The sequence below is a fragment of the Staphylococcus pseudoxylosus genome, from assembly GCF_003697915.1.
GTDB classification, from domain to species: Bacteria; Bacillota; Bacilli; order Staphylococcales; family Staphylococcaceae; genus Staphylococcus; species Staphylococcus pseudoxylosus.
Genome location: NZ_RCVN01000011.1, coordinates 50,669 through 75,322, shown reverse-complemented (window position 1 = coordinate 75,322; position 24,654 = coordinate 50,669). Strand labels below are relative to the sequence as shown.

Below are 24,654 nucleotides of genomic sequence, written 5' to 3'. Positions count from 1 at the left end.
GCATGTTATTAAACCAACAATTGGTGCAACAATTTATTACACAAGCAATTTCATTTGGCGATTATGAACAAGAAGATAGTATCTATATTCAAAACCAATTATTGCGTATTTTAAATGCACGAGGGATAACTGAGACGTTAGAATCACCTTTAGCTAAAAATGCTACCCCAAATGATATAACACAATATTGGATTAATGAAGCTATAAATGAAAATTGCATTGAAGATGCGTTATACAATAAAGAAATTATTGAAGCACAACTTTTAGACATAATCACGCCAAGACCGTCTGTTATTAATAGAAAGTTTAGAGAAGCTTATGAACAATCACCGGAAACAGCGACAAACTATTTTTATGAAATCGCTAAGCGTAATCATTATGTGAAAGAAGACGCGATAGCAAATAATATTAATTATGAGGTGGGTACTGAATATGGCGACATAGAAATCACCATCAATTTATCCAAACCTGAAAAAGATGCAAAGCAAATTGCAAAAGCTAAAGCTGCTCCGGCTACTGAGTATCCAAAATGTGCTTTATGTATTGAAAATGAAGGATTTCAGGGATCTGTTACACAAGCAGCACGTACTAATCATCGTGTGATACGTTTGAATTTAGATGGGCAACCATGGGGTTTTCAATATTCTCCATATGCTTATTTCTTAGAACATAGCATCGTATTTTCTGAACAACATGAGCCCATGGAGATTAACAAGCAAACCTTTCATAATTTAATTGATTTTATAAAACAATTCCCACATTATTTTATAGGGTCTAATGCGGATATACCACTAGTAGGTGGGTCTATATTATCACATAATCACTACCAAACAGGGCAACACATATTCCCGATGGATAATGCAGCGGAAATTGAAAAATTTATTATAGCGGGTTTTCCATCAGTAGAAGCAAGTACTTTAAATTGGCCAATGAGTGTGATTCGATTAAAAAGTAAAAATAGTAATGAGCTCATTCAAGCGGCAACACATGTGATGGTACAGTGGAATCAATATTCTGATAATAGTGTGAACATTAAGGCTTATAGCCAAGATGGAGAAAGACATCATACGATTACACCTATTGCAAGGTATAGAAATGGATTGTATGAATTGGATATTGTACTAAGAGATAATCAGACATCTGCGGCGTTTCCAGATGGTATTTTTCACCCCCACAAAGATGTGCAACACATCAAAAAAGAAAATATTGGATTAATCGAAGTGATGGGGATGGCCATATTGCCTGGCCGTTTAAAGGAAGAATTAAAACAAGTGAAATCATATTTACTAGGTGCCGTTCATGTTGATATAGGTATTCATCAACCATGGGCCGATGATATGAAACAAACTTATGATATCGATACTAACAATGTAGATGATATTGTTGAAAAAGAAGTAGGTTACAAATTCAAACGCGTATTAGAAGATGCTGGTGTCTTTAAAAATACTGAGGTTGGCCGAGCAGCGTTTAAACGCTTTATAGACATTTTATGATTAAAATAAGTTATCAATGAAGACATGAACAAGGTAGATAAGGTAGTTTCTATGAAACTTTATCTACTTTTTATTAATTAGGAGTTTGGTGAGGTTATCAAATGATGAAATTTGATTTCCATCTATCATGCTCCTATTTTCTTGCTTTTATTTTATTATATGCAAGCATATAATAAAGTGAAGGAGTGATTTTTTTGAAAATTAGACCTAAATACATACTTATTACATTTATTGTTCTAACATTCATTTTGACTGGGTGTTCTAATGAGCATAAAGGTGATGAAAATGCAAAGACGAAAAATGAAGAAACCCAAAAACAAGTATTGCATATTGCTGCAGCAGCAAGTCTTACAGATGCAACAAAAGATTTAGAAAAAGCTTTTAAAGAGCAACATAATAATGTAGATGTTACTTTTAATTATGGTGGTTCAGGTGCTTTAAGACAGCAAATAGAAAAAGGGGCTCCAGTTGATGTTTTTATGTCAGCAAATGAAAAAGATGTAGATGCACTTGTAGATAAAAATCAAGCACAAAATACATACGAATATGCCAAAAATAAGTTGGTGCTTATCGCTGGTAAAGACAGTGATTATAAATCTGTAACAGATATTAAAGATGATGACAAATTAGCTATCGGCGAAACCAAATCAGTGCCAGCTGGTAAATACGCTGAACAATATCTGAAAAGTAATGACTTATTTGAAGGCGTAAAGCCTAATCTAGTATATGCAAAAGATGTACGCCAAGTATTAAATTATGTTGAAAAAGGTAATGCACAATTGGGATACGTCTACCAGACTGACTTATATCAAAGTCAACAAAATGGTAATAGCAAAGTTAAAGCGATTAATACAGCAAATTTAAATAACCCAATTGTTTATAAAGCTGCTACGATTACAGATAATAAATCGGCAAAAGCATGGGTAGATTTCTTAAAAACAGATAAAGCGAAAGCTATTTTGAAAGAATATAAATTTGAAGCATAGGAGGTTTTAGCGATGCAAGATATGACACCATTTTGGATATCGCTTAAAGTAGCTCTAATTAGTACTATAATTGTTACTTTGTTGGGGATTTTAATATCAAAATGGTTATATAAACGCCATGGAATCATTGCTAGAATCTTGGAAAGTGTCATTGTCTTACCCATTGTCCTACCACCAACTGTAATGGGTTTTATTTTGTTGATTGTATTTTCACCACAAAGTTATGTAGGTGCATTTTTTAAGGAAACACTAAATATGCCAGTAGTTTTCACTTTGACTGGTGCAGTTATTGCATCAGTAATTGTAAGTTTTCCGCTGATGTATCAACATACTGTACAAGGTTTTCGTAACATTGATCATAAAATGTTAAATACCGCCAGAACAATGGGGGCTAGTGAGAATAAAATATTTTTCAAACTCATTTTTCCGCTATCGAAAAGGCCAATACTTTCAGGTATTATGATGAGCTTTGCACGTGCGATTGGTGAATTTGGGGCGACGCTCATGGTTGCTGGTTATATTCCAAATAAAACGAACACCTTACCATTAGAAATTTATTTCTTAGTAGAACAAGGCAAAGAAAATCAAGCTTGGTTATGGGTGATTGTGTTAGTAGCATTTGCAATCACAGTGATTGGAACTATAAATATATTAAATAAAGACCGTTTTCGGGAGGTGGACTAATTGTTGAAAATACAATTAAATCATCCATTAAAAAATCAACAATTAAAAATCCACATTGAAGACAATGAGCCTAAAATTTATGCTATTAAAGGTCCATCGGGAATTGGTAAAACGACATTATTAAACATGATAGCTGGTTTAAGAAAACCCAATACGGCCTTTATCCAACTCAATGGTCATGTTATTTGTGATACAAAGCAAGCTATAGACGTGAAAATACAAAAACGAAATATCGGATATTTATTTCAAGATTATCAATTATTTCCTAATATGGATGTTTATCACAATATAACTTTTATGACAAAACCTTCTCAACATATAGACAAGCTTTTACAGCAATTGAATATAGCGCATTTAAAGAATCAATATCCTTTACGACTTTCAGGTGGTGAAGCACAACGTGTGGCATTAGCAAGGGCGCTAAGCACAAGGCCGGATTTGATTTTATTGGACGAGCCATTTTCAAGCTTAGATGATACAACAAAAGCAGAAAGTATAGAGCTTGTTAAACGTATTTTTGAACAATGGCAAATACCTATTATATTTGTGACACATTCCAATTACGAAGCTACAAGCTTAGCGCATGAAGTTATAAATATCAAATGAGTTTAACGCTGCGTTGCATTTAGACAAAACACTGAAGAAATTAAACACTTCATCAAATATGATAAATGTATTTTAAAAAATTTAAGTATTTTTGAAGGTGGTGTATACATGAGAATAGAGTTTTTGGGAACTGCTGGTGGTGTTCCTTCGTTATATAAGTCAGTTTCTCAACATTTAGATACGATTCAGCGAACTGGACCTGCCATTTACATTAACGACTTACAATTGTTAATTGATACATCAGAAGATATTTTTTATCAATTACGGCGCTCTCAAATAGATGATATAAAATATGGGGTATATTCACATTGGCATCCAGATCATACAGTGGGTCTTAGAATTTGGGAAACACTCAACTATGATTTTATTAATAAAATACCGCAATCTAAAAAGTCTAAAATTTATATTACAGAACAACAAGTGGCTTATTTTAAAAAGTATTTTGGCCATTGGGATCATTTGAACTACCTAAGTGAACTCGGTGTGATTGAAAAAGAAATTGTAGAAAACAACTCCCGAATAAATATAAATAATGCGTCAATCGAGTGGATTCAATTAGCAGAGGGGTTTGCATTTGGATTTTATATTACATTTAATGCGGAACGTATTTTGATTATTCCGGATGAGATAAAAAATTATATACCTATAGCAAAAATCAAAGAAGTTGATGTTGCAATTTTACCTTTTGGTAGTAATGAAGTTAACCCTGTAACTCATGAACGTATACATGAAGCAGGGATGCTTGAGGAATTAGGAGAAGTACGATTTGATGAAAGTGTAGAACTCGCTTACGAAATTAATGCAAAACATACTTATTTTACACACATAGAAGCAACAGAAAGTTTAAATGAAATACAGGTAATGAAGTTAGAACAACAACTAAAGCAGTCTGGCCTGAATGCGACCATTGCTTATGATGGTTTAATTATACAGACTTGAAAAGGCATAAAGTTCCAATTGGAACTTTATGCCTTTTACTCGTTACTGGTATTTGGAATAGGGAAATGTTCGAAAATTTCTCCATTATTAAGTGATTCAGACAATGTAGATAACCAAGCATAATATACTTTAGAATGATCTAATTGCTTTGACATTTCTTTAGCTTCTTCGATGACTTCCTCAGATGCACTTTCTGAATGAATAATGGGGTCCAATAATTTTTCTGCTCGTTGAATAACTTCTAAATTTAATTTAATCTCTCTGTTCCATTTTTGTGAGAAAAAATTACCGAAGAAAGTAAAGAAATCTTTTTCAGCAACAAAATGTTGTTTTCTACTGCCACGCGTAAATTGTTGTTTAACGCCGTCAAATTCTTGAAGTTTTTTAACTCCTGCACTCATACTTGGTTTACTCATTTGTAATTCGTAGCGCATTTCATCTAGTGTCATGCTTTTTTGTTCGAATACCATCGTTCCATACAAATTGCCGACACTACGGTTAACACCGTAAAGATCCATAGTCTCACCTATAGAATTAATCACGATGTCTTTAGCTTGGGTTAATAGTTGTTCATAATCCTTTGAACGTGCCATTGATTCACCTCCGAATAATATTCAACTAATTGTACCACGAACATTTAAGCAAGGGATATGATTAATTAATATATAGCGTATTGAATAAGATTTCAATATAGAAATAAATTTCAATCATAAATATTTAACATAGGGAAAACGCTACTTTTTATCATATTAATATCAAAACATTGTTACATTGTGACCCAAGATTTATAATGGAAACAATGATGTATAGAAAGGGTAATGCTTGTGACTAAAGATCGCTATTCGAGACAAACGTTATTTAAACATATTGGTTCCAAAGGCCAAGATAAAATTATAAACGCGCATGTCGTGATAATTGGAATGGGTGCTTTAGGGACGCATCTTGCTGAAAGTTTAGTTCGTGCTGGGTTAGGGGAACTTACAATTGTGGATCGAGATTATATTGAGTTCAGTAATTTACAAAGACAAACGTTATATACGGAAACTGATGCAAATGAAGCATTACCTAAAGTCGTAGCAGCTGAACGCCATTTAATGGCAATTCGCCAAGATTTAAATTTAAGTTGTCATATTGCACATGTTGATCGACAGTTTTTAGATGAACATTGTAAAAATGTACAGCTTATATTAGATGCGACAGATAATTTTGAAACACGCCAAATGATTAACGATTTTGCATTTCAGCAAAGGATTCCTTGGATATATGGTGGTGTTGTAGAAAGCACATATATAGAAACTGCGTTTATACCAGGTTTAACACCGTGTTTTAATTGTTTGATGCCACAATTACCTGTTATTAATAGAACTTGTGATACAGTTGGTGTCATTCAACCAGCTGTAAGTATGACTACAAGTTTACAGATGAGAGATGCGTTAAAAGTGTTAACTCAGCAAGACATTACCACCAAAGTAACATATGGAGACTTATGGGACGGAACACATTTTACGTTTGGTTATCGTAAATTACAGCGACCCCATTGTCCAACATGTGGTGAATCACCTACATATCCATATTTAAACGAAACAAAGCGTCAATTTGTTAGTTTATGTGGAAGAGATACGGTACAGTATGAAAACCCTAACATTTCCCAGGAAATATTAGAAGCATTTTTAGCAGAATATCAAATTCCATTTAAGCGAAATGACTATCTGCTTCAATTTAAATACAAAGGGTATCGAATAGTAAGTTTTAAAAATGGGAGAATGCTGATACATGGTATGACTAAGCCTGATGCGGCTATTACACTAATGAATCAACTTTTTGGATAAAGGAGAATTAATAATGATGCATACAAATGTAAAGCTAGATAAAGATATTAATTGTGCAATATTAACTGTATCTGACACAAGAAATTACGATACAGATAAAGGTGGCCAATTGGCAATATCTCTTCTTTCTGAATTGAACGTTCATATTGCTGATAATCATTACTGTATTGTAAAAGATGATATAACTGCAATACAAACACAACTAAAGCAATGGTTGACCGAAGAAATTGACGTTATTATCACTACGGGTGGCACGGGTATTGCACAAAGAGATGTGACAATAGAAGCGGTGTCATCACTTATAACAAAAGAAATTGAGGGATTTGGAGAGCTATTTAGATATCTTAGTTATACTGAAGATGTTGGGAGTCGAGCGTTATTATCAAGGGCGATTGCAGGTACAGTTGGTAAACAGTTGATTTTTAGTGTGCCTGGTTCTACTGGTGCAGTTAAATTAGCATTGAACAAGCTAATCAAACCCGAATTAAATCATTTAGTTCAAGAAATAACAAAATAAAATAGGAGAGATAAAAATCAAAAAATTTCAATTGATTTCATCTTCTCCCTCCTAACAGTTTGACTCAATAGTCAAAATAATTGTTATACACAGTCATATGTATTTACCTAACATAGTATTGATTTTAAGGTCATATCATACCTAAGTCATATTGTGATATGCAATATAGCTTGGTATGTGTTTCATAGGCATGTATAACCGGATATTAATTTGGTCGTTGGAAATCACCAGATTTACCACCAGTTTTAGATAACAAATATGTTTCGCCAATGATCATACTTTTATCTAGCGCTTTCGTCATGTCATATACAGTTAACGCAACTGCAGATGCTGCGGTAAGTGCTTCCATTTCTACACCAGTTTTTCCAGTTGTTGAAACGCTCGCTTGGATATTTAAAGTAAATGATGTTTCATTTTCTTTCCAGTTAAATGAAACATCAATCCCAGTAAGTGGTAATGGATGACACATAGGAATAATATCAGCCGTATTTTTAGCTGCCATGATACCTGCGATTTGTGCAGTATTAAGTACATTGCCTTTTTTATTTGTATTATCGACAATTTGCTGATAAATTGCTTGATTAACTGTAATACTTGAATGTGCAGTGGCTGTGCGTTTGGTAATGTTTTTTTCTGAGACATCAACCATCTTAGCGTTGCCTTGTTCATTGATATGTGTGAATTCAGACAAAGTAATCCCTCCTAATCGTTTCCTAGTATATCACGAAATCCATTTTTTTAAGGAGTAGATTTTAAATGCCAGTTGAAAAAAGAAATCCAATACCAGTAAGAGAAGCAATCGAGCGCGTTGTGAGTCAAGATATATATACAAAACAAATCGAAGTGCCTTTAGAAAATAGTGTTAATTATATATTAGCGGAAGATATCGTAGCTACATATGAAATCCCGAGATTTAATAAATCACCTTATGATGGATTTGCACTGAGAAGTATAGATACTGAAGGTGCAAGTGGAAACCATAGAATTACCTTTAATGTGATTGACCATATTGGTGCAGGATCAGTTTCTGAAAAAGAAGTAGGTCCTTTTGAAGCGGTACGTATTATGACAGGCGCTGAAATGCCAAAAGGTGCAGACGCAGTAGTAATGTTAGAACAAACAGTAGAAGATGAACAAAGTTTTACTATAAGAAAATCATTTACTGCTAATGAGAATGTGTCTTTAAAAGGTGAAGAAACACAGATTGGTGATACAGTTCTAAATAAAGGGCAACAAATCAATCCAGGTGCTATAGCAGTTCTAGCAACTTATGGTTACACACAGGTTAAAGTATTTGATAAGCCTAGTATTGGCGTTATTGCGACAGGAAGTGAGTTGCTAAAAGTAGGAGATGACTTAGAACCGGGTAAAATCAGAAATTCCAATGGGCCTATGATTGCTGCCTTAAGTCAAACGTTTAATTTAGATGTAGCGTCTTACCAAATTCAAGAAGATGATTTGAAAAGTAGTATTCAAGTGGTAAAAGACGCTATGTCTAAACATGATATTGTTATCACAACAGGAGGTGTTTCTGTTGGTGATTTTGATTATTTACCACAAATTTATGATGAGATTAATGCCGAGGTGCTGTTTAATAAGATTGCTATGCGACCTGGTAGTGTGACAACAGTCGCAGTAGCTGATGGTAAATATTTATTTGGTCTATCTGGTAATCCGTCGGCATGTTTTACTGGTTTTGAACTATATGTTAAACCGGCTGTACTGCATATGATGGGGGCAACAGCTATTTATCCCCAAATGGTACAGGCAACTTTAATGGAAGATCTAACCAAAGCTAATCCATTTACACGTTTCGTACGAGCAACGGCTACTTTTAATGGGAAATCAATGACAGTCGTGCCTTCAGGATTTAATAAATCTGGGGCAGTCGTTGCTATTGCACACAGTAATGCGATGATAATGTTGCCAGGGGGAACAAGAGGATATCAAAAAGGGTATACAGTAGATGTTATTTTAACGGAGTCACAAGCTTATGAAACGGATTGTTTTATATGATTCTACAAATAGTAGGTTTCAAAAACTCAGGCAAGACTACTTTGATGTCACATACAATTAAACTTTTGAAAGTACATGACTTAACCGTTGCTACTGTAAAGCACCATGGACAATATCAACAGGATTTTCAAGATGATGATATTACGTTACAAAAAGATCAGGTGGATCATATGAAACATTTTCATGCTGGTGCTGATCAAAGCATTGTACAGGGGCATGTCTATCAACAAACAGTGACAAGAATTGAGAAACAAAGTCTTGAGGAAATCATAAATGAATCTGTTACAATAGACAGTGACATCATATTGGTAGAAGGTTTTAAAAATGCAGGTTTTGATAAAGTAGTCGTTTACACTAATGAAAATGAGCGCCAAGCTTTAGCCAAGCTTTCCAATATACAGTATTATATGAAAATGAATGACATCAATGCAATGGAGCATTATGAAAATTGGTTATTAACTTATTTTAAGATAAAAGGAATGCATTAAATGAAGCAGTTTGAAGTAGTGAATGAACCCATACAAACAGAACAGTATAGGGAGTTTGTTTTAAATGAACATCAGGGTGCGATTGTAGTTTTTACAGGACATGTAAGAGAATGGACAAAAGGAATAAAAACAGAATACCTTGAATATGAAGCTTATATTCCTATGGCAGAGAAGAAACTTGCACAAATAGGTGATGAAATTTCAAAAAAATGGCCAGGAACCTTAACGGCGATTGTCCATAGGATAGGACCACTAAAGATATCAGATATTGCTGTACTTATAAGTGTTTCATCTCCCCATCGTAAAGATGCCTATCGTGCAAATGAATATGCAATAGAACGTATTAAAGAAATTGTGCCTATTTGGAAAAAAGAAATATGGGAAGATGGTGCGCAATGGCAAGGTCATCAACATGGTAATTATAATGATGCTATTATAGGAGATGATGCTAAATGAAGCTATTATACTTTGCAGAAATCAAAGATATATTAGAAAGAACGTCTGAGGAGATTGATTTGAGTTATGATATTACGGTAGATGAATTTTTAATAGATTTATTTGAGCGATATCCACAAATCAAAGATAAACAATTTCAAATCGCAATTAATGAAGAATTCGTTCAACAAGATGACATCGTACATCCAAATGATACAGTGGCATTAATTCCACCAGTTAGCGGAGGGTAAATAAGACATGAAGGCTATTATACTTGCCGGAGGACAATCAGAGAGATTCGGCGAACCAAAGGCTTTTGCACAAATAGATTCTCAATATTTTTATAAGCGAATTATTAGTGTGTTAGAAGCAACAAATATGTTTAACCAAATCATAATCAGTACAAATGAGAATTTAGCTTCACAGTTTGATTATGACGATATTGTTATTGACGACGATCAAAATAAAGATAAAGGTCCTTTGGCAGGTATTCGTTCCGTGATGAACTTATATAAAAACGAAGAGCTCTTTTTTGTGATTTCGGTTGATACACCCATGATAACGCAAAAAGCCGTTAGTAAATTATATCAATTTATGGTGGAACATTTGATAGAAGATCAATTAGATGTTGCAGGTTTTCATGAACAGGGAAGACCAATACCAACTTTGGCATTTTACAGCCCACATACATTGAATACGATGAATGAAGCTTTAGCTTCGGGTGATTTCAGCTTGAAAAATGTATATAGCAAAGTTAAAAGTGACTGGTTAAGTGTAGATACGATACAATCACCAGACTATTGGTATAAAAATATAAATTATCAACAAGATTTGGACTCTTTACAACAAGATATATTAAATAGATAAGGAGGCCTAACGTTATGGTAGAACAAATAACTGATAAACTCGGACGTCCGATTCGTGATTTAAGATTGTCAGTAACCGATAGATGTAACTTTCGTTGCGATTATTGTATGCCAAAAGAAATTTTTGGTGATGACTTTGTGTTCTTACCTAAAGATGAACTACTTTCATTCGATGAAATGGTACGTATAGCTCATGTCTATACAAAGTTAGGTGTAAAAAAGATAAGAATAACAGGTGGAGAACCGTTATTGAGACGTGATTTGGATAAACTTATTTACAAATTAAATCAAATTGATGGAATAGAAGATATTGGACTTACTACCAATGGTTTGCTATTAAAAAAACATGGTCAAAAGTTATATGATGCTGGTTTAAGACGTATAAACGTAAGTCTTGATGCTATTGAAGATGAAGTGTTCCAAAGCATAAATAATAGAAATATTAAAGCTTCAACGATCCTACAACAGATTGATTATGCTGTTTCTATTGGATTTCAGGTGAAAGTCAACGTTGTTGTGCAAAAAGGCGTCAACGATAACCAAATTCTTCCAATGATTCAATATTTTAAAGAGAAGCAAATTGAAATTAGATTTATTGAATTTATGGATGTTGGTAATGATAATGGTTGGGATTTTAGCAAAGTTGTTACAAAAGATGAAATGTTAGAAATGATTGAAAAAGATTTTGATATTGAAGCGGTCGAACCTAAATACTATGGGGAAGTGGCCAAATATTATAAACATAAAGATACTGCAGCACAATTTGGATTGATCACAAGCGTTTCACAATCTTTTTGCTCTACATGTACTCGTGCTAGACTATCATCAGATGGTAAGTTTTATGGGTGTTTGTTTAGTACAGTAGATGGTTTTGATGTTAAATCATTTATGAGAAATGGTGCAACTGATGCTGAGTTATTTGAACAATTTAAGATGCTTTGGAATATAAGAGATGACCGTTATTCAGATGAACGTACAGCTCAAACAGTTGAAAATAGAAAACGTAAAAAAATAAATATGAATTATATTGGTGGTTAATTCAGCTCATACAGCCACGTCCCTATTAAAGTAGTCATTTAACACTTTGCACACTTTAATAGGGATTTTTTGTTTTGAAAATCAAATAAAATCAAATAATTTAGCATAGTAAACACTATTATATATGTATCATATCATAAAGAGATTAAAGTATCATATCATAAAGAGATTAAAGTATTATAAAATAATAATGTTAAACAAAGAGGTTAATTGAGGTTGAAACATTTTAGTGAATACAAATTTTTAAAGATATTCATTTTAAGTGATATAAATAATGTTCAATAGAAAAAAATATTTATCTTTTCGATTAAAAATAATAGATTAAAAGAAGAAAGTGTTATATAATACTTTTGAAGCTTATTCATTAAGTAAAGCCAAATAAAAAAATTAAAACAACTAGAGTAGTCAATAAGGAGGCCATTTTTATGGATAGTAAAGTATCATATTTTATAACATCTGAAAGAGATTTGTGTCAGTTAAAACATTGGTTGAAATCAAAGCATAAAATGTCGATTGAAGAATTTGTTGTATTGTTCAAAGTATACGAAGCTACAAGAATAAGTGGTAAAGAATTACGTGACGCACTTCATTTCGAAATGCTTTGGGATACTAGTAAAATTGATGTAATTATAAGAAAGATTTATAAAAAGAATTGATTTCGAAAGTGCGTTCTGAGACAGACGAAAGACAAGTTTTCTATTATTATAATAATGATCAGAAACAGTTGTTAGATGACATTATTAAAGAGGTTGAAAAAATTAATGTTGCGCAACCATCAAAATGATACATAAGTAATGTAATTACAAAAGCAAAGATAAGGCTGGGACAATTTAATTGTCCCAGCCTTAATCATAATATTGAATTAGTGTAAGTTATACCTAAGATTCATGTCAGGTAAACCTTTGGTTCTTACTAATCGTAGTCAACTTTGTAGAGGAAGCATGACAAAACCTTTTAAAATAAATTAGGTTTTAGGGCATTCCGACCTAATACTATTTTGTTACTACGGTAAGATAATACGATCGTGTTAGTTATATAATTTTAGTTAGAAGCTAATTTTTTTACTTTTCTACCATGTAAAAAATAATAAATAATTGCAGTTATTAAGACAATGATTGCCATAATGCCATATAGCTGCGCATAACTAACAGTAGAAGTGATAAAACCTAATACATAAGGTCCAAAACCAAGTCCTAAATCAAGACCTATGAAATAAGTCGAAGTAGCTATCCCATATTTTGCAGGAGGTGATACTTTTATAGCAATTGCTTGCATACAGGAAGAAATATTACCATAACCGGCACCTAAGCATAGACCTGCTATGATAAGTAACCAACCATTATTTGTAATACTCAAGGTTAAAAAAGTAATAATTAAGAAAAAGAATGCAGGATATGCAATAACATTTTCATTTTTTTGGTCCATTAAGCGACCTGCTATTGGACGAGTCACTAATGAGGCAATAGCATAAAATATAAAGAAGTAACTAGATATGGTTACGAGATTAATTTCTTGGGCGAAGAACTGTAAAAACGTAAGAATAGATGAATAAGTCAGACCTGATATTAACATGATGATAGCGACAGGTACTGCTTCTTTTGCGATATAATTGTTTATATTAAATTTCTTATTTTTAACATGTTCAGGCGTGCTTTGTGCTTTTGTTTCTAATTTGAAATCTAAGTTTACAAAGAAAGAAATGATAAAACTAACAATGCCACAAACTAAACAAATTAAAAATAATAATTTAATTGGGAAAGTATTGATAAGTAATAGACCAAAGAATGGACCTATTGCAGCACCAATAACAAGACTTAGCGAGAATAAGCTAATACCTTCACTTTTTCTATCATTTGGTGTTACGTACGCTGCAATTGTTCCAGTTGCAGTAGTGGTAATACCTGTAGCAATCCCATTAATTAATCTAGTAAACATTAATAGGGCCAATGAGCCTTCTATAAAATAAAAGAGCTGTGTGATGATTAAGAATATTAAACCTATTAATAATATGGTTTTTGGACCTACTTTATTAACATACTTACCTGTAGCGAATCGTCCAATTAGGGACCCTATTATAAAAAGGCCTGAAACGAGTCCAGCTATACTATCGGACACGTGATATTCCGATTTAGTATAACTCGCTATAATAACGATGAGTAAATACATGCTAAGATATATTGCGAAGTTCGTTATAAAATTGATATTAAAGCTTTTGGTCCATATAGGTGATCGCATGGATGATGATTGATTCATTTTACATTTCCTCCATTTTAGTTATCTCTTCATGAATTTTTTGAATGACTTGAACTGTATGATTCAGCTCAGCTTCAGATAAATTAGTATTTTGAAGTATTTCTTCTTGGACGATAGAAACACGTTCATTTATATTGTCATAAAGAGTTTGTCCTTCTTCAGAAAAAGATAATAATTTTTCTCTTTTATCTTCTCCAGTTTCAATTTTTAACAATGATTTTTCAGAAAGTACTTTTAAGATTTTTCGAGTTGTAGGCTTTTCGATTGCACGACGCTTAGAAATTTGAACTAATGTCGTTGGTGCATTATGTGCAATGTCTTTCATCACTAACCATTGTGCTGGATATAAATCATAGTCTTCAAATATAGGTGAAAACAACTTTGTATAAGGGCGATAAACTGCAATTAAGTTATTGAATATGTTTGGTGTATTCATAATGGCCTCCTAAAATAGTTAGCAAGGCTAACTTTTAATAACAGATAATATTCTAAGCCTTTTTATGAAATAAATCAATAGTATTGTTTTAAAATAATAATTAAAACATACGGTAAAGAGTTAATTAACAACTTCTTTAGTTACTTATAAGAAGTAAAGTAGTATACAATTTGTTATGATAAGGTTAAAGATGAAAATAGGGGAGAAAAGTTATGCAATATTTAAAATTAGATCATTTAGTACACTATATTCAACAATTAGACAACTTTAAATACCCAGGACATTTGCTAACTTTACAACAAGGTGGACAACACGAGCGATTAGGTACATACAATAGGTTGGCTTATTTAAGCAATGCATATATTGAATTGATAGATGTTTACAAGCCAGACGTCTTACAAAAAATTATTAAAACTGATGAAGGTAGAGTGTCATTTCCTTCAAAAATAGTTCAAGATCATTATGCACAAGGTTTAAAAACAATGGCATTTCGAACACAAGATATTGAACAGTTAAAATTAGATTTAGAAGAAAGAGATATAGAGGTTATTGGACCAGTAAACATGCAAAGAGAGAATATGAAAGGCGATAAAACATCATGGAAGTTATTATATATTGCAGACCCAGACTATAGAGTGAAGCCCCCATTTTTTATCCAGTGGAATGAACAAGAAGATACGCGAAATGAAAAATTAGCATCACTGCGTCAAAATGAATTTATAATTCAATCTGTAGAATTGACTAGTACTGAGCGTGAACATACAGTGAATAAGTGGCAACGTTGGTTTGATATGGAAATTATAAACGAAACAGAAAGTGTCACAACATTAAAATTAAAAGGGGATGAGACATTATTTAACATTAGTGATGGCACTGACTCAGGTTATAAATCAGTCACTATAAAAGATAATAAAACAACGTCCCCTTACACATTAATTATACGTGGTTTAAGTTACAAATTTATAGCAGACTAATAAATATACAGGTATGCACTATGTGCGATTATGAATATGTGTATCAAAGATGTGATAAGTGTTAAAATAGCCAAGTAAGTAGAAATTTTTTGAGTACGCAATAATAGTAAATAAACAGTTATTATAAATGTAAATGCTGCTAAAATAATTCTTAAACTTAAATATGAAATTGTAAGTGGTTCATTGATAGCTTGAAAAATAAAAATCAAATTAATTAGTAATAGTAAGGCAATAATAAAAATCCGCATAAAAAACCCTCATTTCTATATTTATTATAGTATAGCAAATGATGGTTTGTATGTGAAAATTAGAATAAAACAATATATAATATCATAGAATTGAATTGATAAAGGAGACATCAGTTTTTATGGAAAAGATGAATATCACTAATCAAGCGCATGATGCATTTGTTAAAGCGCATCCGCAAGGTGACTTATTACAATTAACTAAGTGGGCTGAAACCAAAACATTAACTGGCTGGTATTCAAGACGTATCGCAGTTGGAGAAGATGGAGAAATTGCTGGAGTAGGTCAATTACTATTTAAAAAAGTGCCTAAGCTACCTTATACACTTTGCTATATTTCGCGTGGATTTGTTACAGACTATAGCAATAAGTTAGCTTTAGAGACATTATTGGAAGCTGCAATGCAAATCGCTAAAGAAGAAAAAGCATATGCGATTAAGATTGATCCAGATGTAGAGGTAGATAAAGGGGCAGAAGCTTTAACCAATTTACGTGCATTAGGCTTTAAACATAAAGGATTTAAAGAAGGACTATCTAAAGACTATATACAACCAAGAATGACAATGATAACGCCTATCGATAAAACAGATGAAGCATTGATTCAAAGTTTTGAACGTCGCAATCGTTCGAAAGTAAGATTAGCATTAAAACGTGGCACTACAGTTGAGCGTTCAAATAGAGAAGGTTTAAAGACATTCGCTAATTTAATGCAAATTACAGGCGAACGTGACGGGTTCTTAACAAGAGATATCAGCTATTTCCAGAATATATATGACGCCTTGCATCCTGACGGAGATGCAGAATTATTCCTAGTTAAATTAGAACCCAAACCAGTTCTACAAGAATTAAGAAAAGAGTTACAAGAAATTGAAGCTGAAAAAGTAAAATTAGCCGATAAGAAACAAGATAAAAAAACACTTAACAAACTGAACGATGCAGATAATAAAATAAGTAAAACACAAGAACTCATTGATGAAATGGTTGTATTAGAATCGAAACATCCTGAAGGTATCTATTTATCAGGCGCATTGTTAATGTTTGCAGGTAATAAATCCTACTATTTATATGGTGCTTCTTCAAATGAATACCGTAATTTCTTACCAAACCATCATATGCAATTTGCAATGATGCAGTATGCTAGAGAGCATGGGGCAACAACTTACGATTTTGGTGGTACAGATAACGATCCAGATAAATCTTCTGATCATTATGGCTTATGGACATTCAAAAAAGTTTGGGGCACTTATTTGAGTGAAAAAATTGGTGAATTTGATTACGTATTAAATCAACCACTATATCAAGTTATCGAGAACTTTAAACCTAAACTGACAAAAGCAAAAATTAAATTATCACGTAAATTAAAAAATAAATAAGTAGTCTAAATTCAAATGCATGCACGTTATAAAGTTTTAGAATTAATTTAATAAACTATATAACGTGCGCTATTTATGTATACATATTTTACCGGTGTTTATATTAATTAATGTTATTGCAATAAAAAGGGAAATGTTTGTTATTAAAATGGAATGTGTGATATTTAAGAAACGTGAGAGGGGAAACGATATGATAAAGAAACTGTTACAGTTTTCACTAGGGAACAAATTTGCCATATTTCTAGTGGTACTATTAGTTATTTTAGGTGGATTATATGCTAGTGCAAAAATGAAACTGGAATTATTACCAGATGTAGAATCTCCAATGATTACAGTACAAACGTCTATGCCAGGTGCCACACCAGAAACAGTTAAAGAAGACGTTAGTGATAAAATTGATGATCAAGTTAGATCGATGGCTAGTGTTAAAAACGTCACAGCGCAATCTATACAAAATGCTTCCATGGTTACAGTAGAATATGAAGAAAGCGTAGACTTGGACAAAGTAGAAAATGATTTAAAAAAAGAAATTGATAAAATAAAATTTACGGAGGGTGTTGAAGAACCTGAACTTTCAAGGAGTTCTATGGACGCCTTTCCGATTGTAGCGTATTCATTTACGACTAAAGACAATAACTTAAAAGATACAACGAACAAAATTAATCATCAATTAATACCGAAGCTACAAACCATAGATGGTGTACAAAATGCTCAATTAAATGGTCAAACATCTCGTGAAGTTTCTATTAAATTTGATCAAGATAAACTTGAACGTAGTGGTTTAACAAAAGATAGTGTTAAACAATATTTGAAAAGCGCTACAAGTGAAACGCCATTGGGATTATTCCAATTTAAGAACACAGAAAAATCCGTGGTTATTGATGGTGAATTTACATCTGTAGATGCACTCAAAAACTTAGACATACCACTATCTGCAGGGGCAAGCTCAGGCACTCAGTCGCAAACCGAAGGCGATTCAAGTGATGCAATGATGCAAGAATCCAATGATCAAAGTGGATCACAAAGTTCACTTGCTGCTCAGTCGCAATCTGACAGTTCCACAGCAAGTAGTCAAACTGAAGGAGCCGAGATACCTTCAGTTAAATTAAAAGATATTGCTGATGTAACAGCCGGGGATGAACGAGAGTCCATATCTAAAACAAATGGTAAAGATGCTGTAAATGTTCAGATAACAAAAGCGCAAGACGCAAATACAGTTCAAGTAGCAAAAGATACGAAGAAAGAAATAGATAAACTTATTAAAGAAAATCCAGATATGGTAGCTACAAAAGTAATGGATACAGCAAAACCTATTGAAGATGCACTGTATACCATGATTGAAAAAGCAATATTAGGTACGATTGTGGCAATTATCGTTATTCTATTATTCTTAAGAAATATTAGAACAACTGCAATAGCTGTTGTTTCAATACCGATGTCTATTTTAATAGCGATGATTGCTTTGAAATTATCTGATGTGTCACTAAATATTCTAACACTAGGTGCGTTGACGGTTGCAATCGGCCGTGTCATAGACGATTCAATTGTAGTAGTAGAAAATATTTATCGGAGATTATCAGACAAAAATGAATCATTGACAGGAGATCGATTAATTGTAAGTGCAACGAGTGAAGTATTTAAACCAATCATGTCATCGACAATCGTAACGATTATCGTATTCTTACCCTTAGCCTTTGTTACCGGCTCTGTTGGTGAAATGTTTAGACCGTTCGCATTAGCGATAGCCTTTAGTCTATTAGCATCATTACTTGTTTCTATTACAATTGTACCTGCTTTAAGTGCTACATTTTTTAAAAAAGGTGTTAAACATTATAAAGAGGAATCTTTAGGATTTATTGGTAGAAAATATAAAGGAGTCTTAAAATGGTCTTTAAGTCACAAGTGGATTGTCATTCTAGTTAGTACGATCATTTTAATTGCAAGTATAGGATTAGGTGCAGCTAAATTAGGAACTAGCTTTATTTCCACAGGTGAAGATAAATTCATGGCATTAACCTACACGCCAAAGCCAGGAGAAACAGAAAAAGTTGTATTAAATCACGCGGAACAAGTTCAAAAATATTTAAATAAAAAAGATAAAGTGAAAACTGTACAATACTCAGTTGGTGGTGCATCACCTACTGATCCAACTGGTAGCTCAAATAGTATGGCTATTATGGTGGAATACGATTCAAATACACCCAATTTTGATGAAGAGCCTGATAAAGTATTACAACACTTAGAAAAATACAATCATCCAGGCGAGTGGGCAAATCAGGATATGGGTACAGGCGGTAGTAATGATAAGTTAGAAGTTTCAGTTACAGGCCCATCACTTGAAGCCATCAAAGACACAGTTAATAAAGTAGAAGATGAGATGAAGGGCGTTAGCGGTATGGCTAATGTCAAATCTGACTTAACACAGACATATGATCAATATAATATTAAAGTTGATCAAAATGAAGCAGCAAAATATGGTTTGTCAGCTGCTCAATTAGCTATGACCCTGAATCAAAATACACCAGAACAAAGTGTGACTACCGTCAAGGAAAAAGGGAAGTCCATTGATGTGAAGATTAAGGAAGATAAAGAAACAGATTGGTCGAAAGAAAAGTTAGAAAGTACGGAATTACAAACACCGATGGGGCAAGCTATAGAGTTAAGTGATATTGCTACATTAGAACAAACTAAAACACCGAATAAGATCGAAACAAAAGCAGGTGATTATACTGCTACCGTTTCCGCTAAAGTGACAAATGACGATGTCGGTGGTACCTCTCAAAAGGTATTGTCTAAAGTGAACAATCTTGATACACCTACGAATGTGAAAATAAACGTAGGAGGAGCGAATGAAGATATTGGTAATGCCATTACACAATTAGCCTTCGCAATGTTAGCGGCTATTATCATTGTGTATTTAGTACTTGTATTAACATTTAAAGGGGCACTTGCACCATTCACTATATTATTCTCTTTACCATATACAGTGATAGGCGTAGTTCTAGCGTTAGTCATTACAGGAGAAACAATCTCTGTACCAAGCATGATTGGTATGCTGATGTTGATAGGTATTGTAGTTACTAATGCAATTGTGTTAATAGATAGAGTAATTAATAAGCAAAAACAAGGCCTTGAGATGAAAGAAGCGCTATTAGAGGCTGGTGGAACACGTATCAGACCAATATTAATGACGGCATTAGCCACCATAGGTGCACTCGCACCGATGTTATTTGGTGAAGATAGTTCAATCATTATTTCTAAAGGCATGGCAGCAACTGTTGTTGGAGGATTGATATCTTCTACATTATTAACATTGATTGTTGTTCCAGTTATTTACGAAATATTGTTTACATTAAAAGACAAAGTAACACGCAAAAAGAAATAGTTTGAATAAGTATAAGGAGAGTCTGAGGCATAGGTAGGTGTCTCAGACTTATATATATCAGTATATTCACTAACGTGGACTAATAGAATAAAATCATCTTAACAGAAGTTGTTTCTGGCTTCACTTTCATAATTTATATAAAAAAGACGAGACCGCAATCAATACTAAAAGTTTGATTACGGTCTCGTCTTTGTGTAAGTATTCAAATATTATATTAATATAATACTAAAGTCAAAATGACATATATTACAAAGATGATGATTGTAATAATATTTAAAATTTGAACTGCTTTTTGATCTTTTTTACCACTTTTGAAACCTGTAATTTCCACGTTACCAACTAATAGTAAGAGTAGGATAAATACCCACCAGTTGATCGCAGGGAATGAGAGTGTTGTAATTGATACTACAAATAGTAATAATAGAGCCATAATTATTCTTAAAATACGCGTGATGATTGTATTCATTTTAAATATGCTTATGTAACTCACAATTAGATAAAGTATTGGTAACAAGATAAGATATAGTTGCATACGTTGACATCCTTTCTATATTCGCTCTTAATCTTAGCATGTAAAAAATAGATTGACTAGGATGTTATTGATGATCTTTTAGACTAATTTCTGAACGCACAGATGCAATTTCTTCTTCTATCTCTTCAAGTTGTCTTACCAATGGGTCAACATCTTGATTGACGGATTCTCTTTTTTCTAAATCGCCTTGTAATCTGACATAATCATATTTTAGTTCTGCTAATTTATCATTTAAATTCATTGCTAGTCACTCCTTATTATTATAGCATTAGGCTACATGAGATTGACTAGAATTATAACATGAAATCGAAAGCTTCTAAAACAACCAACATTTATGTTAAAGTATGAAAATGGATTGAAAACGAAATAATGTAATGAAAGAAGGATTATTGTGACTCAACAATTTATCATAATTATTATACTGATTGCATTGGGTTATACATTAAAGAGGATTAATTATTTTAAGGCAAACGATAGCCAAGTATTCTCTACCTTAGTATTAAATGTCACATTGCCTTCGCTAGTAATAGTTAATTTGAATGGTGCAGAACTTGATTTATCACTTTCAATTTTACCAATAATGATGATCATTTATGGTATTCTTGCCAAAATTATAGTGGTCTGGCTATTTATAAAATATGATAACCAGATTCGTGGCGCGACCGGCATGATGATGGCTTCATTGAATATAGGATTATTTGCGTATCCGCTCGTTGAAGCAATATGGCCACAAACTGGAATGATATATTTTGGTATGGCTGATATAGGTGGGGCTATTATCATGTTTGGTGTAACTTACTTTGTCGGTAGCTATTTTAGTAGCGCTGGCGATAGTTTCGACTTTAAATATTTAGGGAAAAACTTGCTCAAATCGGTGCCACTTATGACGTATATCATAATGTTTATTTTAAATATGCTTGATATCCATTTTCCAGACCCAGTAATTGATTTTTTCTCGGTGTTATCTGGGGCTAATATGCCATTATCAATGATCTTACTAGGTTTGATGTTGAACTTTAGTATTGATAAGAGGTTTTTACCGATTGCACTCAAATATTTAGCTATACACTATGGTTTAGGTATAATTGCTGGTTTATTAGTACATTTCTTTTTACCAGTAAACGATGAGATGATCAAAACGACTTTACAAGTTGCTTGGTTGTTACCTGTTGGTGTAGCTATCATACCTTACTCCATACAATTTAAATATAAAACTTTACCGTTGGTAGGTATGGTTACGAATTTAACAATTGTAATTAGTATTGTCATTCTGTACATTTATCAAGCTTTATTTGTTTAAACTTTCGTAATGAATAATTTAATAGCAAAATATAGACTAAGGCTGGGGCAAATAGATTGTCTCAGCCTTAACTTATAAATGAGCATTTATCTCAGTTGAATATTTTCACGTATAACAATCTAGTCATATTTGTTGGGTTGGGGTGATGAAGTCTTTTATATAAATTGCTTTGCTATCCTATTTTTTTATTTAATTAATTGAAAAAGGGAAGCGCACAAGTGCAGTTAAGAATCATTTAACAATCCATATATAAAGAAAAAGTACTCAGGACATTCCACAAATGTCTTGAGTACTTTAATCATAATTGTAAATTTAATGGCCCACAAGCACAAATAAGCTTGTGGGCCATAATGTTGAGGCATAAAGCTATGTCTCGGTTAATTTAGCTATTGCTGTCGGGGTGTGACAACAATAGCGTTAGTGAAAAGATGTTGCTGACTAAATAGGTTTATCAAATGATTTATTATTAAACAGGGATAAGTTTAATAATAAATATAAGTTATCCTTTACCGCCCATAAACGCTGGGTAGTTTGTCATACCACCGTCTACATAGATTGTAGTACCGTGAATGTAGTCAGCTAAATCTGAACATAAGAAACGCGCAACATTTGCAACTTGATCAGCTTCACCAATTTCTTTGGCTGGAATCATTTCTAATGTTTCAGCACGCGTTTCTGGGTCAGAGAATTTCTCTCTTGTATGTTCTGTTACGATAGCACCAGGTGAAATATTATTAATGCGGATACCATGTTGAGCGTACTCCATAGACATTGTTTCCATCATTAATTTTAATCCACCTTTACTAGCAGCGTAGTTTACATAGTTTGGCCAAGGGATTCTATCGTGTACACTTGATGTGTTAAGAATAATACCTTTTTTATCTTCTTTAAGGAATTGATTAACTGCAGCTTTTGAACCGATAAATGCACCAGTTAAGTTGATATCAATCACTTTTTGCCATTCTTCTAAAGGCATCTCATGAGTTGGAATTGGTTTTTCAAAACCAGCATTATTTATAAGAATATCTAATGTTCCAAATGTATCAACTGCAGCTTTAATTAAATTATTTACGTCTTCCTCTTTTGATACGTCTGCATGTACTTTAATTGCTTGTCCACCTGCATCTTCAATTAATTTGATAGATTCAGCTACATCGTCTAATGAACTTTCTGAAAGATAGTTAATAACAACTTTCGCTTTTTCTTTACCAAATTGTTCTACCATTGCTTTACCAATGCCGCTACTACCACCTGTGATAACTACTACTTTGCCTTCTAAATCTGTGAACATATTCAAACTCCTCCTTAATTAGTAACAATTTAAAGCATGGTTATATCTCTTAATTATAATTATGCTTTAATATTTCCGAGTACAAAGGCTGCAATTACGATAAGTACAATACCAGCCCAAATACCAATCATCTGACGTTTGTCTTTTTTCTCGCCTAATAGGAAAATACCGCCGAGTGTAGATACAATAACTAATAATTGTGAAAATGAGAAACTAGTTGCTACACCAACTTTTGGTTGTGAGTAGAACATAAATAAGTTACCGATACCCCACACAACACCTGGGATTAAATTCCATAGTGTACTTTTAACTGATGTTTCATGTTTAGCTGATAGTATTAAACCACCAATAGCCATACCTATAGATTGGAAGAATAAAGCATTCATTCCATCTACGCCGAATATTTGTGCTACTACTACGTAGACAACATAACCAACAGTAGAAATTAAAAGGATAGGCATCGCTTTACCAAAGTTTTTGGCACTTTCTGATGCTTCATTTTTACCTTTAATAGATGTTAACGCAATACCAATAACAAGTAATACCATAGCAACAAGGCCTAATGTAACTTGCACACCAGTACTCCATTCACCTAAGAAAATAGCACTAAATAACGTTGTACCAACTAACTGTAATCCTGTTGAAATAGGCATTGTTTTTGAAACACCTATAAGACTTACAGATTTTAATTGATATCCTTGACCTAATGCCCAGAAAGCACCAGAAATTAAACCGACAATAATGATGGTAAGATCATCAAATTTAGCATTACCTGTAAGTAATAAGATAACACCGATGATTAATGCACCAAAAGTCGTCCCTCTAATCTGATTATAAGGGCCTCCACCTACAAGAACATTAATTAAAACTACACTACCCCAGAATAACGCGGGTAATAAAGCAATTAATAAATCCATACTTTTACTCACTCTCTCTCTATTTGTTTTTCTCCCCTTAAAACAATCACC

General features: G+C 32.9%; 25 protein-coding genes and 1 pseudogene. 18 read left to right on the top strand and 8 right to left on the bottom strand.

The genetic code is table 11. From position 1 onward, the window contains the following. Positions 1-2: 2 nt before the first annotated feature. The 5 genes from galT to D9V42_RS10765 all read left to right on the top strand — a co-directional run bounded on the left by galT (position 3) and on the right by D9V42_RS10765 (position 4,708). Positions 3-1,493 (top strand): UDP-glucose--hexose-1-phosphate uridylyltransferase, encoded by a 1,491-nt coding sequence (galT, locus tag D9V42_RS10785; RefSeq protein ID WP_122064908.1) that lies wholly within the window; start codon positions 3-5, stop codon positions 1,491-1,493. Positions 1,494-1,693: 200 nt separating this feature from the next. Next, complete coding sequence (gene modA / locus D9V42_RS10780) at positions 1,694-2,479, top strand: molybdate ABC transporter substrate-binding protein (RefSeq protein ID WP_122064944.1); 786 nt, start codon at positions 1,694-1,696, stop codon at positions 2,477-2,479. Between the two features lie 12 nt (positions 2,480-2,491). Continuing rightward, positions 2,492-3,163: a molybdate ABC transporter permease subunit gene (gene modB, locus D9V42_RS10775; protein ID WP_107555550.1), complete on the top strand. Its 672-nt coding sequence runs from the start codon at positions 2,492-2,494 to the stop codon at positions 3,161-3,163. Next, a complete protein-coding gene (locus D9V42_RS10770; protein WP_107555549.1) occupies positions 3,164-3,769 on the top strand; it encodes an ATP-binding cassette domain-containing protein in 606 nt (201 codons plus the stop codon). Between the two features lie 108 nt (positions 3,770-3,877). After that, complete coding sequence (locus D9V42_RS10765) at positions 3,878-4,708, top strand: MBL fold metallo-hydrolase (RefSeq protein WP_122064906.1); 831 nt, start codon at positions 3,878-3,880, stop codon at positions 4,706-4,708. A 35-nt stretch (positions 4,709-4,743) separates the two neighbouring features. On the opposite strand, the gene cudC is transcribed toward D9V42_RS10765, so the two are convergent. Then, a complete protein-coding gene (gene cudC, locus D9V42_RS10760; protein WP_122064904.1) occupies positions 4,744-5,301 on the bottom strand; it encodes a choline uptake/conversion transcriptional regulator CudC in 558 nt (185 codons plus the stop codon). A 231-nt stretch (positions 5,302-5,532) separates the two neighbouring features. Between cudC and D9V42_RS10755 the strand changes: the two genes are divergently transcribed. Together D9V42_RS10755 and D9V42_RS10750 are read left to right on the top strand one after the other, a co-directional pair. After that, positions 5,533-6,537, top strand: coding sequence for a ThiF family adenylyltransferase (locus tag D9V42_RS10755; protein WP_107555547.1), 1,005 nt, complete (start codon positions 5,533-5,535; stop codon positions 6,535-6,537). Positions 6,538-6,553: 16 nt separating this feature from the next. Then, positions 6,554-7,054: a MogA/MoaB family molybdenum cofactor biosynthesis protein gene (locus D9V42_RS10750; protein ID WP_107530868.1), complete on the top strand. Its 501-nt coding sequence runs from the start codon at positions 6,554-6,556 to the stop codon at positions 7,052-7,054. 205 nt (positions 7,055-7,259) lie between these two features. Here the strand turns inward: D9V42_RS10750 and moaC are convergent, their stop codons facing one another. Further along, positions 7,260-7,745, bottom strand: coding sequence for a cyclic pyranopterin monophosphate synthase MoaC (gene moaC / locus D9V42_RS10745; protein ID WP_107555546.1), 486 nt, complete (start codon positions 7,743-7,745; stop codon positions 7,260-7,262). A gap of 65 nt (positions 7,746-7,810) precedes the next feature. Between moaC and D9V42_RS10740 the strand changes: the two genes are divergently transcribed. The 7 genes and pseudogenes from D9V42_RS10740 (at position 7,811) to D9V42_RS10710 (ending at position 12,681) form a co-directional block, all read left to right on the top strand. Continuing rightward, on the top strand, positions 7,811-9,070 hold the full coding sequence (locus tag D9V42_RS10740; RefSeq protein ID WP_122064902.1) for a molybdopterin molybdotransferase MoeA: 1,260 nt from the start codon (positions 7,811-7,813) through the stop codon (positions 9,068-9,070). Continuing rightward, a complete protein-coding gene (gene mobB, locus D9V42_RS10735; protein WP_122064900.1) occupies positions 9,067-9,558 on the top strand; it encodes a molybdopterin-guanine dinucleotide biosynthesis protein B in 492 nt (163 codons plus the stop codon). The genes D9V42_RS10740 and mobB overlap by 4 nt, the downstream gene beginning before the upstream one ends. After that, positions 9,559-10,014, top strand: coding sequence for a molybdenum cofactor biosynthesis protein MoaE (locus D9V42_RS10730; RefSeq protein WP_107555543.1), 456 nt, complete (start codon positions 9,559-9,561; stop codon positions 10,012-10,014). Then, complete coding sequence (gene moaD / locus D9V42_RS10725) at positions 10,011-10,244, top strand: molybdopterin converting factor subunit 1 (protein WP_107555542.1); 234 nt, start codon at positions 10,011-10,013, stop codon at positions 10,242-10,244. The genes D9V42_RS10730 and moaD overlap by 4 nt, the downstream gene beginning before the upstream one ends. 7 nt (positions 10,245-10,251) lie before the next feature. Continuing rightward, positions 10,252-10,860: a molybdenum cofactor guanylyltransferase MobA gene (mobA, locus tag D9V42_RS10720; protein ID WP_107555541.1), complete on the top strand. Its 609-nt coding sequence runs from the start codon at positions 10,252-10,254 to the stop codon at positions 10,858-10,860. Positions 10,861-10,874: 14 nt separating this feature from the next. Next, complete coding sequence (gene moaA / locus D9V42_RS10715; RefSeq protein WP_122064898.1) at positions 10,875-11,897, top strand: GTP 3',8-cyclase MoaA; 1,023 nt, start codon at positions 10,875-10,877, stop codon at positions 11,895-11,897. Positions 11,898-12,322: 425 nt separating this feature from the next. Continuing rightward, a pseudogene (locus D9V42_RS10710) lies at positions 12,323-12,681 on the top strand (transcriptional regulator, SarA/Rot family). Between the two features lie 257 nt (positions 12,682-12,938). On the opposite strand, the gene D9V42_RS10705 reads toward D9V42_RS10710, so the two are convergent. Then, a complete protein-coding gene (locus D9V42_RS10705; RefSeq protein ID WP_122064896.1) occupies positions 12,939-14,150 on the bottom strand; it encodes an MFS transporter in 1,212 nt (403 codons plus the stop codon). A 1-nt stretch (position 14,151) separates the two neighbouring features. Next, positions 14,152-14,586 carry a MarR family winged helix-turn-helix transcriptional regulator gene (locus tag D9V42_RS10700; protein ID WP_107554772.1) on the bottom strand — a complete coding sequence of 145 codons (435 nt, stop codon included), beginning with the start codon at positions 14,584-14,586 and terminating at the stop codon, positions 14,152-14,154. A gap of 212 nt (positions 14,587-14,798) precedes the next feature. Between D9V42_RS10700 and D9V42_RS10695 the strand changes: the two genes are divergently transcribed. From D9V42_RS10695 to D9V42_RS10680, 3 genes are all read left to right on the top strand, one after another. After that, positions 14,799-15,560 (top strand): VOC family protein, encoded by a 762-nt coding sequence (locus D9V42_RS10695; RefSeq protein ID WP_107554773.1) that lies wholly within the window; start codon positions 14,799-14,801, stop codon positions 15,558-15,560. Positions 15,561-15,927: 367 nt separating this feature from the next. Continuing rightward, complete coding sequence (locus D9V42_RS10685) at positions 15,928-17,178, top strand: lipid II:glycine glycyltransferase FemX (RefSeq protein WP_122064894.1); 1,251 nt, start codon at positions 15,928-15,930, stop codon at positions 17,176-17,178. A 190-nt stretch (positions 17,179-17,368) separates the two neighbouring features. Next, positions 17,369-20,563, top strand: a complete 3,195-nt coding sequence (locus tag D9V42_RS10680; protein ID WP_122064892.1) for an efflux RND transporter permease subunit — start codon at positions 17,369-17,371, stop codon at positions 20,561-20,563. A gap of 214 nt (positions 20,564-20,777) precedes the next feature. Here the strand turns inward: D9V42_RS10680 and mspA are convergent, their stop codons facing one another. Next, positions 20,778-21,095 carry a membrane stabilizing protein MspA gene (gene mspA / locus D9V42_RS10675; RefSeq protein WP_122064890.1) on the bottom strand — a complete coding sequence of 106 codons (318 nt, stop codon included), beginning with the start codon at positions 21,093-21,095 and terminating at the stop codon, positions 20,778-20,780. 64 nt (positions 21,096-21,159) lie between these two features. Then, the gene (locus D9V42_RS15300) at positions 21,160-21,336 is read right to left on the bottom strand and encodes an SE1832 family protein (protein ID WP_167456103.1); all 177 of its coding nucleotides are present in this window, start codon (positions 21,334-21,336) and stop codon (positions 21,160-21,162) included. A 150-nt stretch (positions 21,337-21,486) separates the two neighbouring features. Here D9V42_RS15300 and D9V42_RS10670 point away from each other — a divergent pair, with 150 nt between their 5' ends. Continuing rightward, on the top strand, positions 21,487-22,395 hold the full coding sequence (locus D9V42_RS10670) for an AEC family transporter (RefSeq protein WP_107554775.1): 909 nt from the start codon (positions 21,487-21,489) through the stop codon (positions 22,393-22,395). Positions 22,396-22,894: 499 nt separating this feature from the next. Here D9V42_RS10670 and D9V42_RS10665 read toward each other — a convergent pair whose 3' ends face one another. After that, positions 22,895-23,686, bottom strand: coding sequence for a glucose 1-dehydrogenase (locus tag D9V42_RS10665; RefSeq protein WP_029378512.1), 792 nt, complete (start codon positions 23,684-23,686; stop codon positions 22,895-22,897). Positions 23,687-23,745: 59 nt separating this feature from the next. Then, positions 23,746-24,603: a RhaT/GlcU family sugar-proton symporter gene (locus D9V42_RS10660; RefSeq protein WP_107530864.1), complete on the bottom strand. Its 858-nt coding sequence runs from the start codon at positions 24,601-24,603 to the stop codon at positions 23,746-23,748. Between the last annotated feature and the right edge of the window lie 51 nt (positions 24,604-24,654).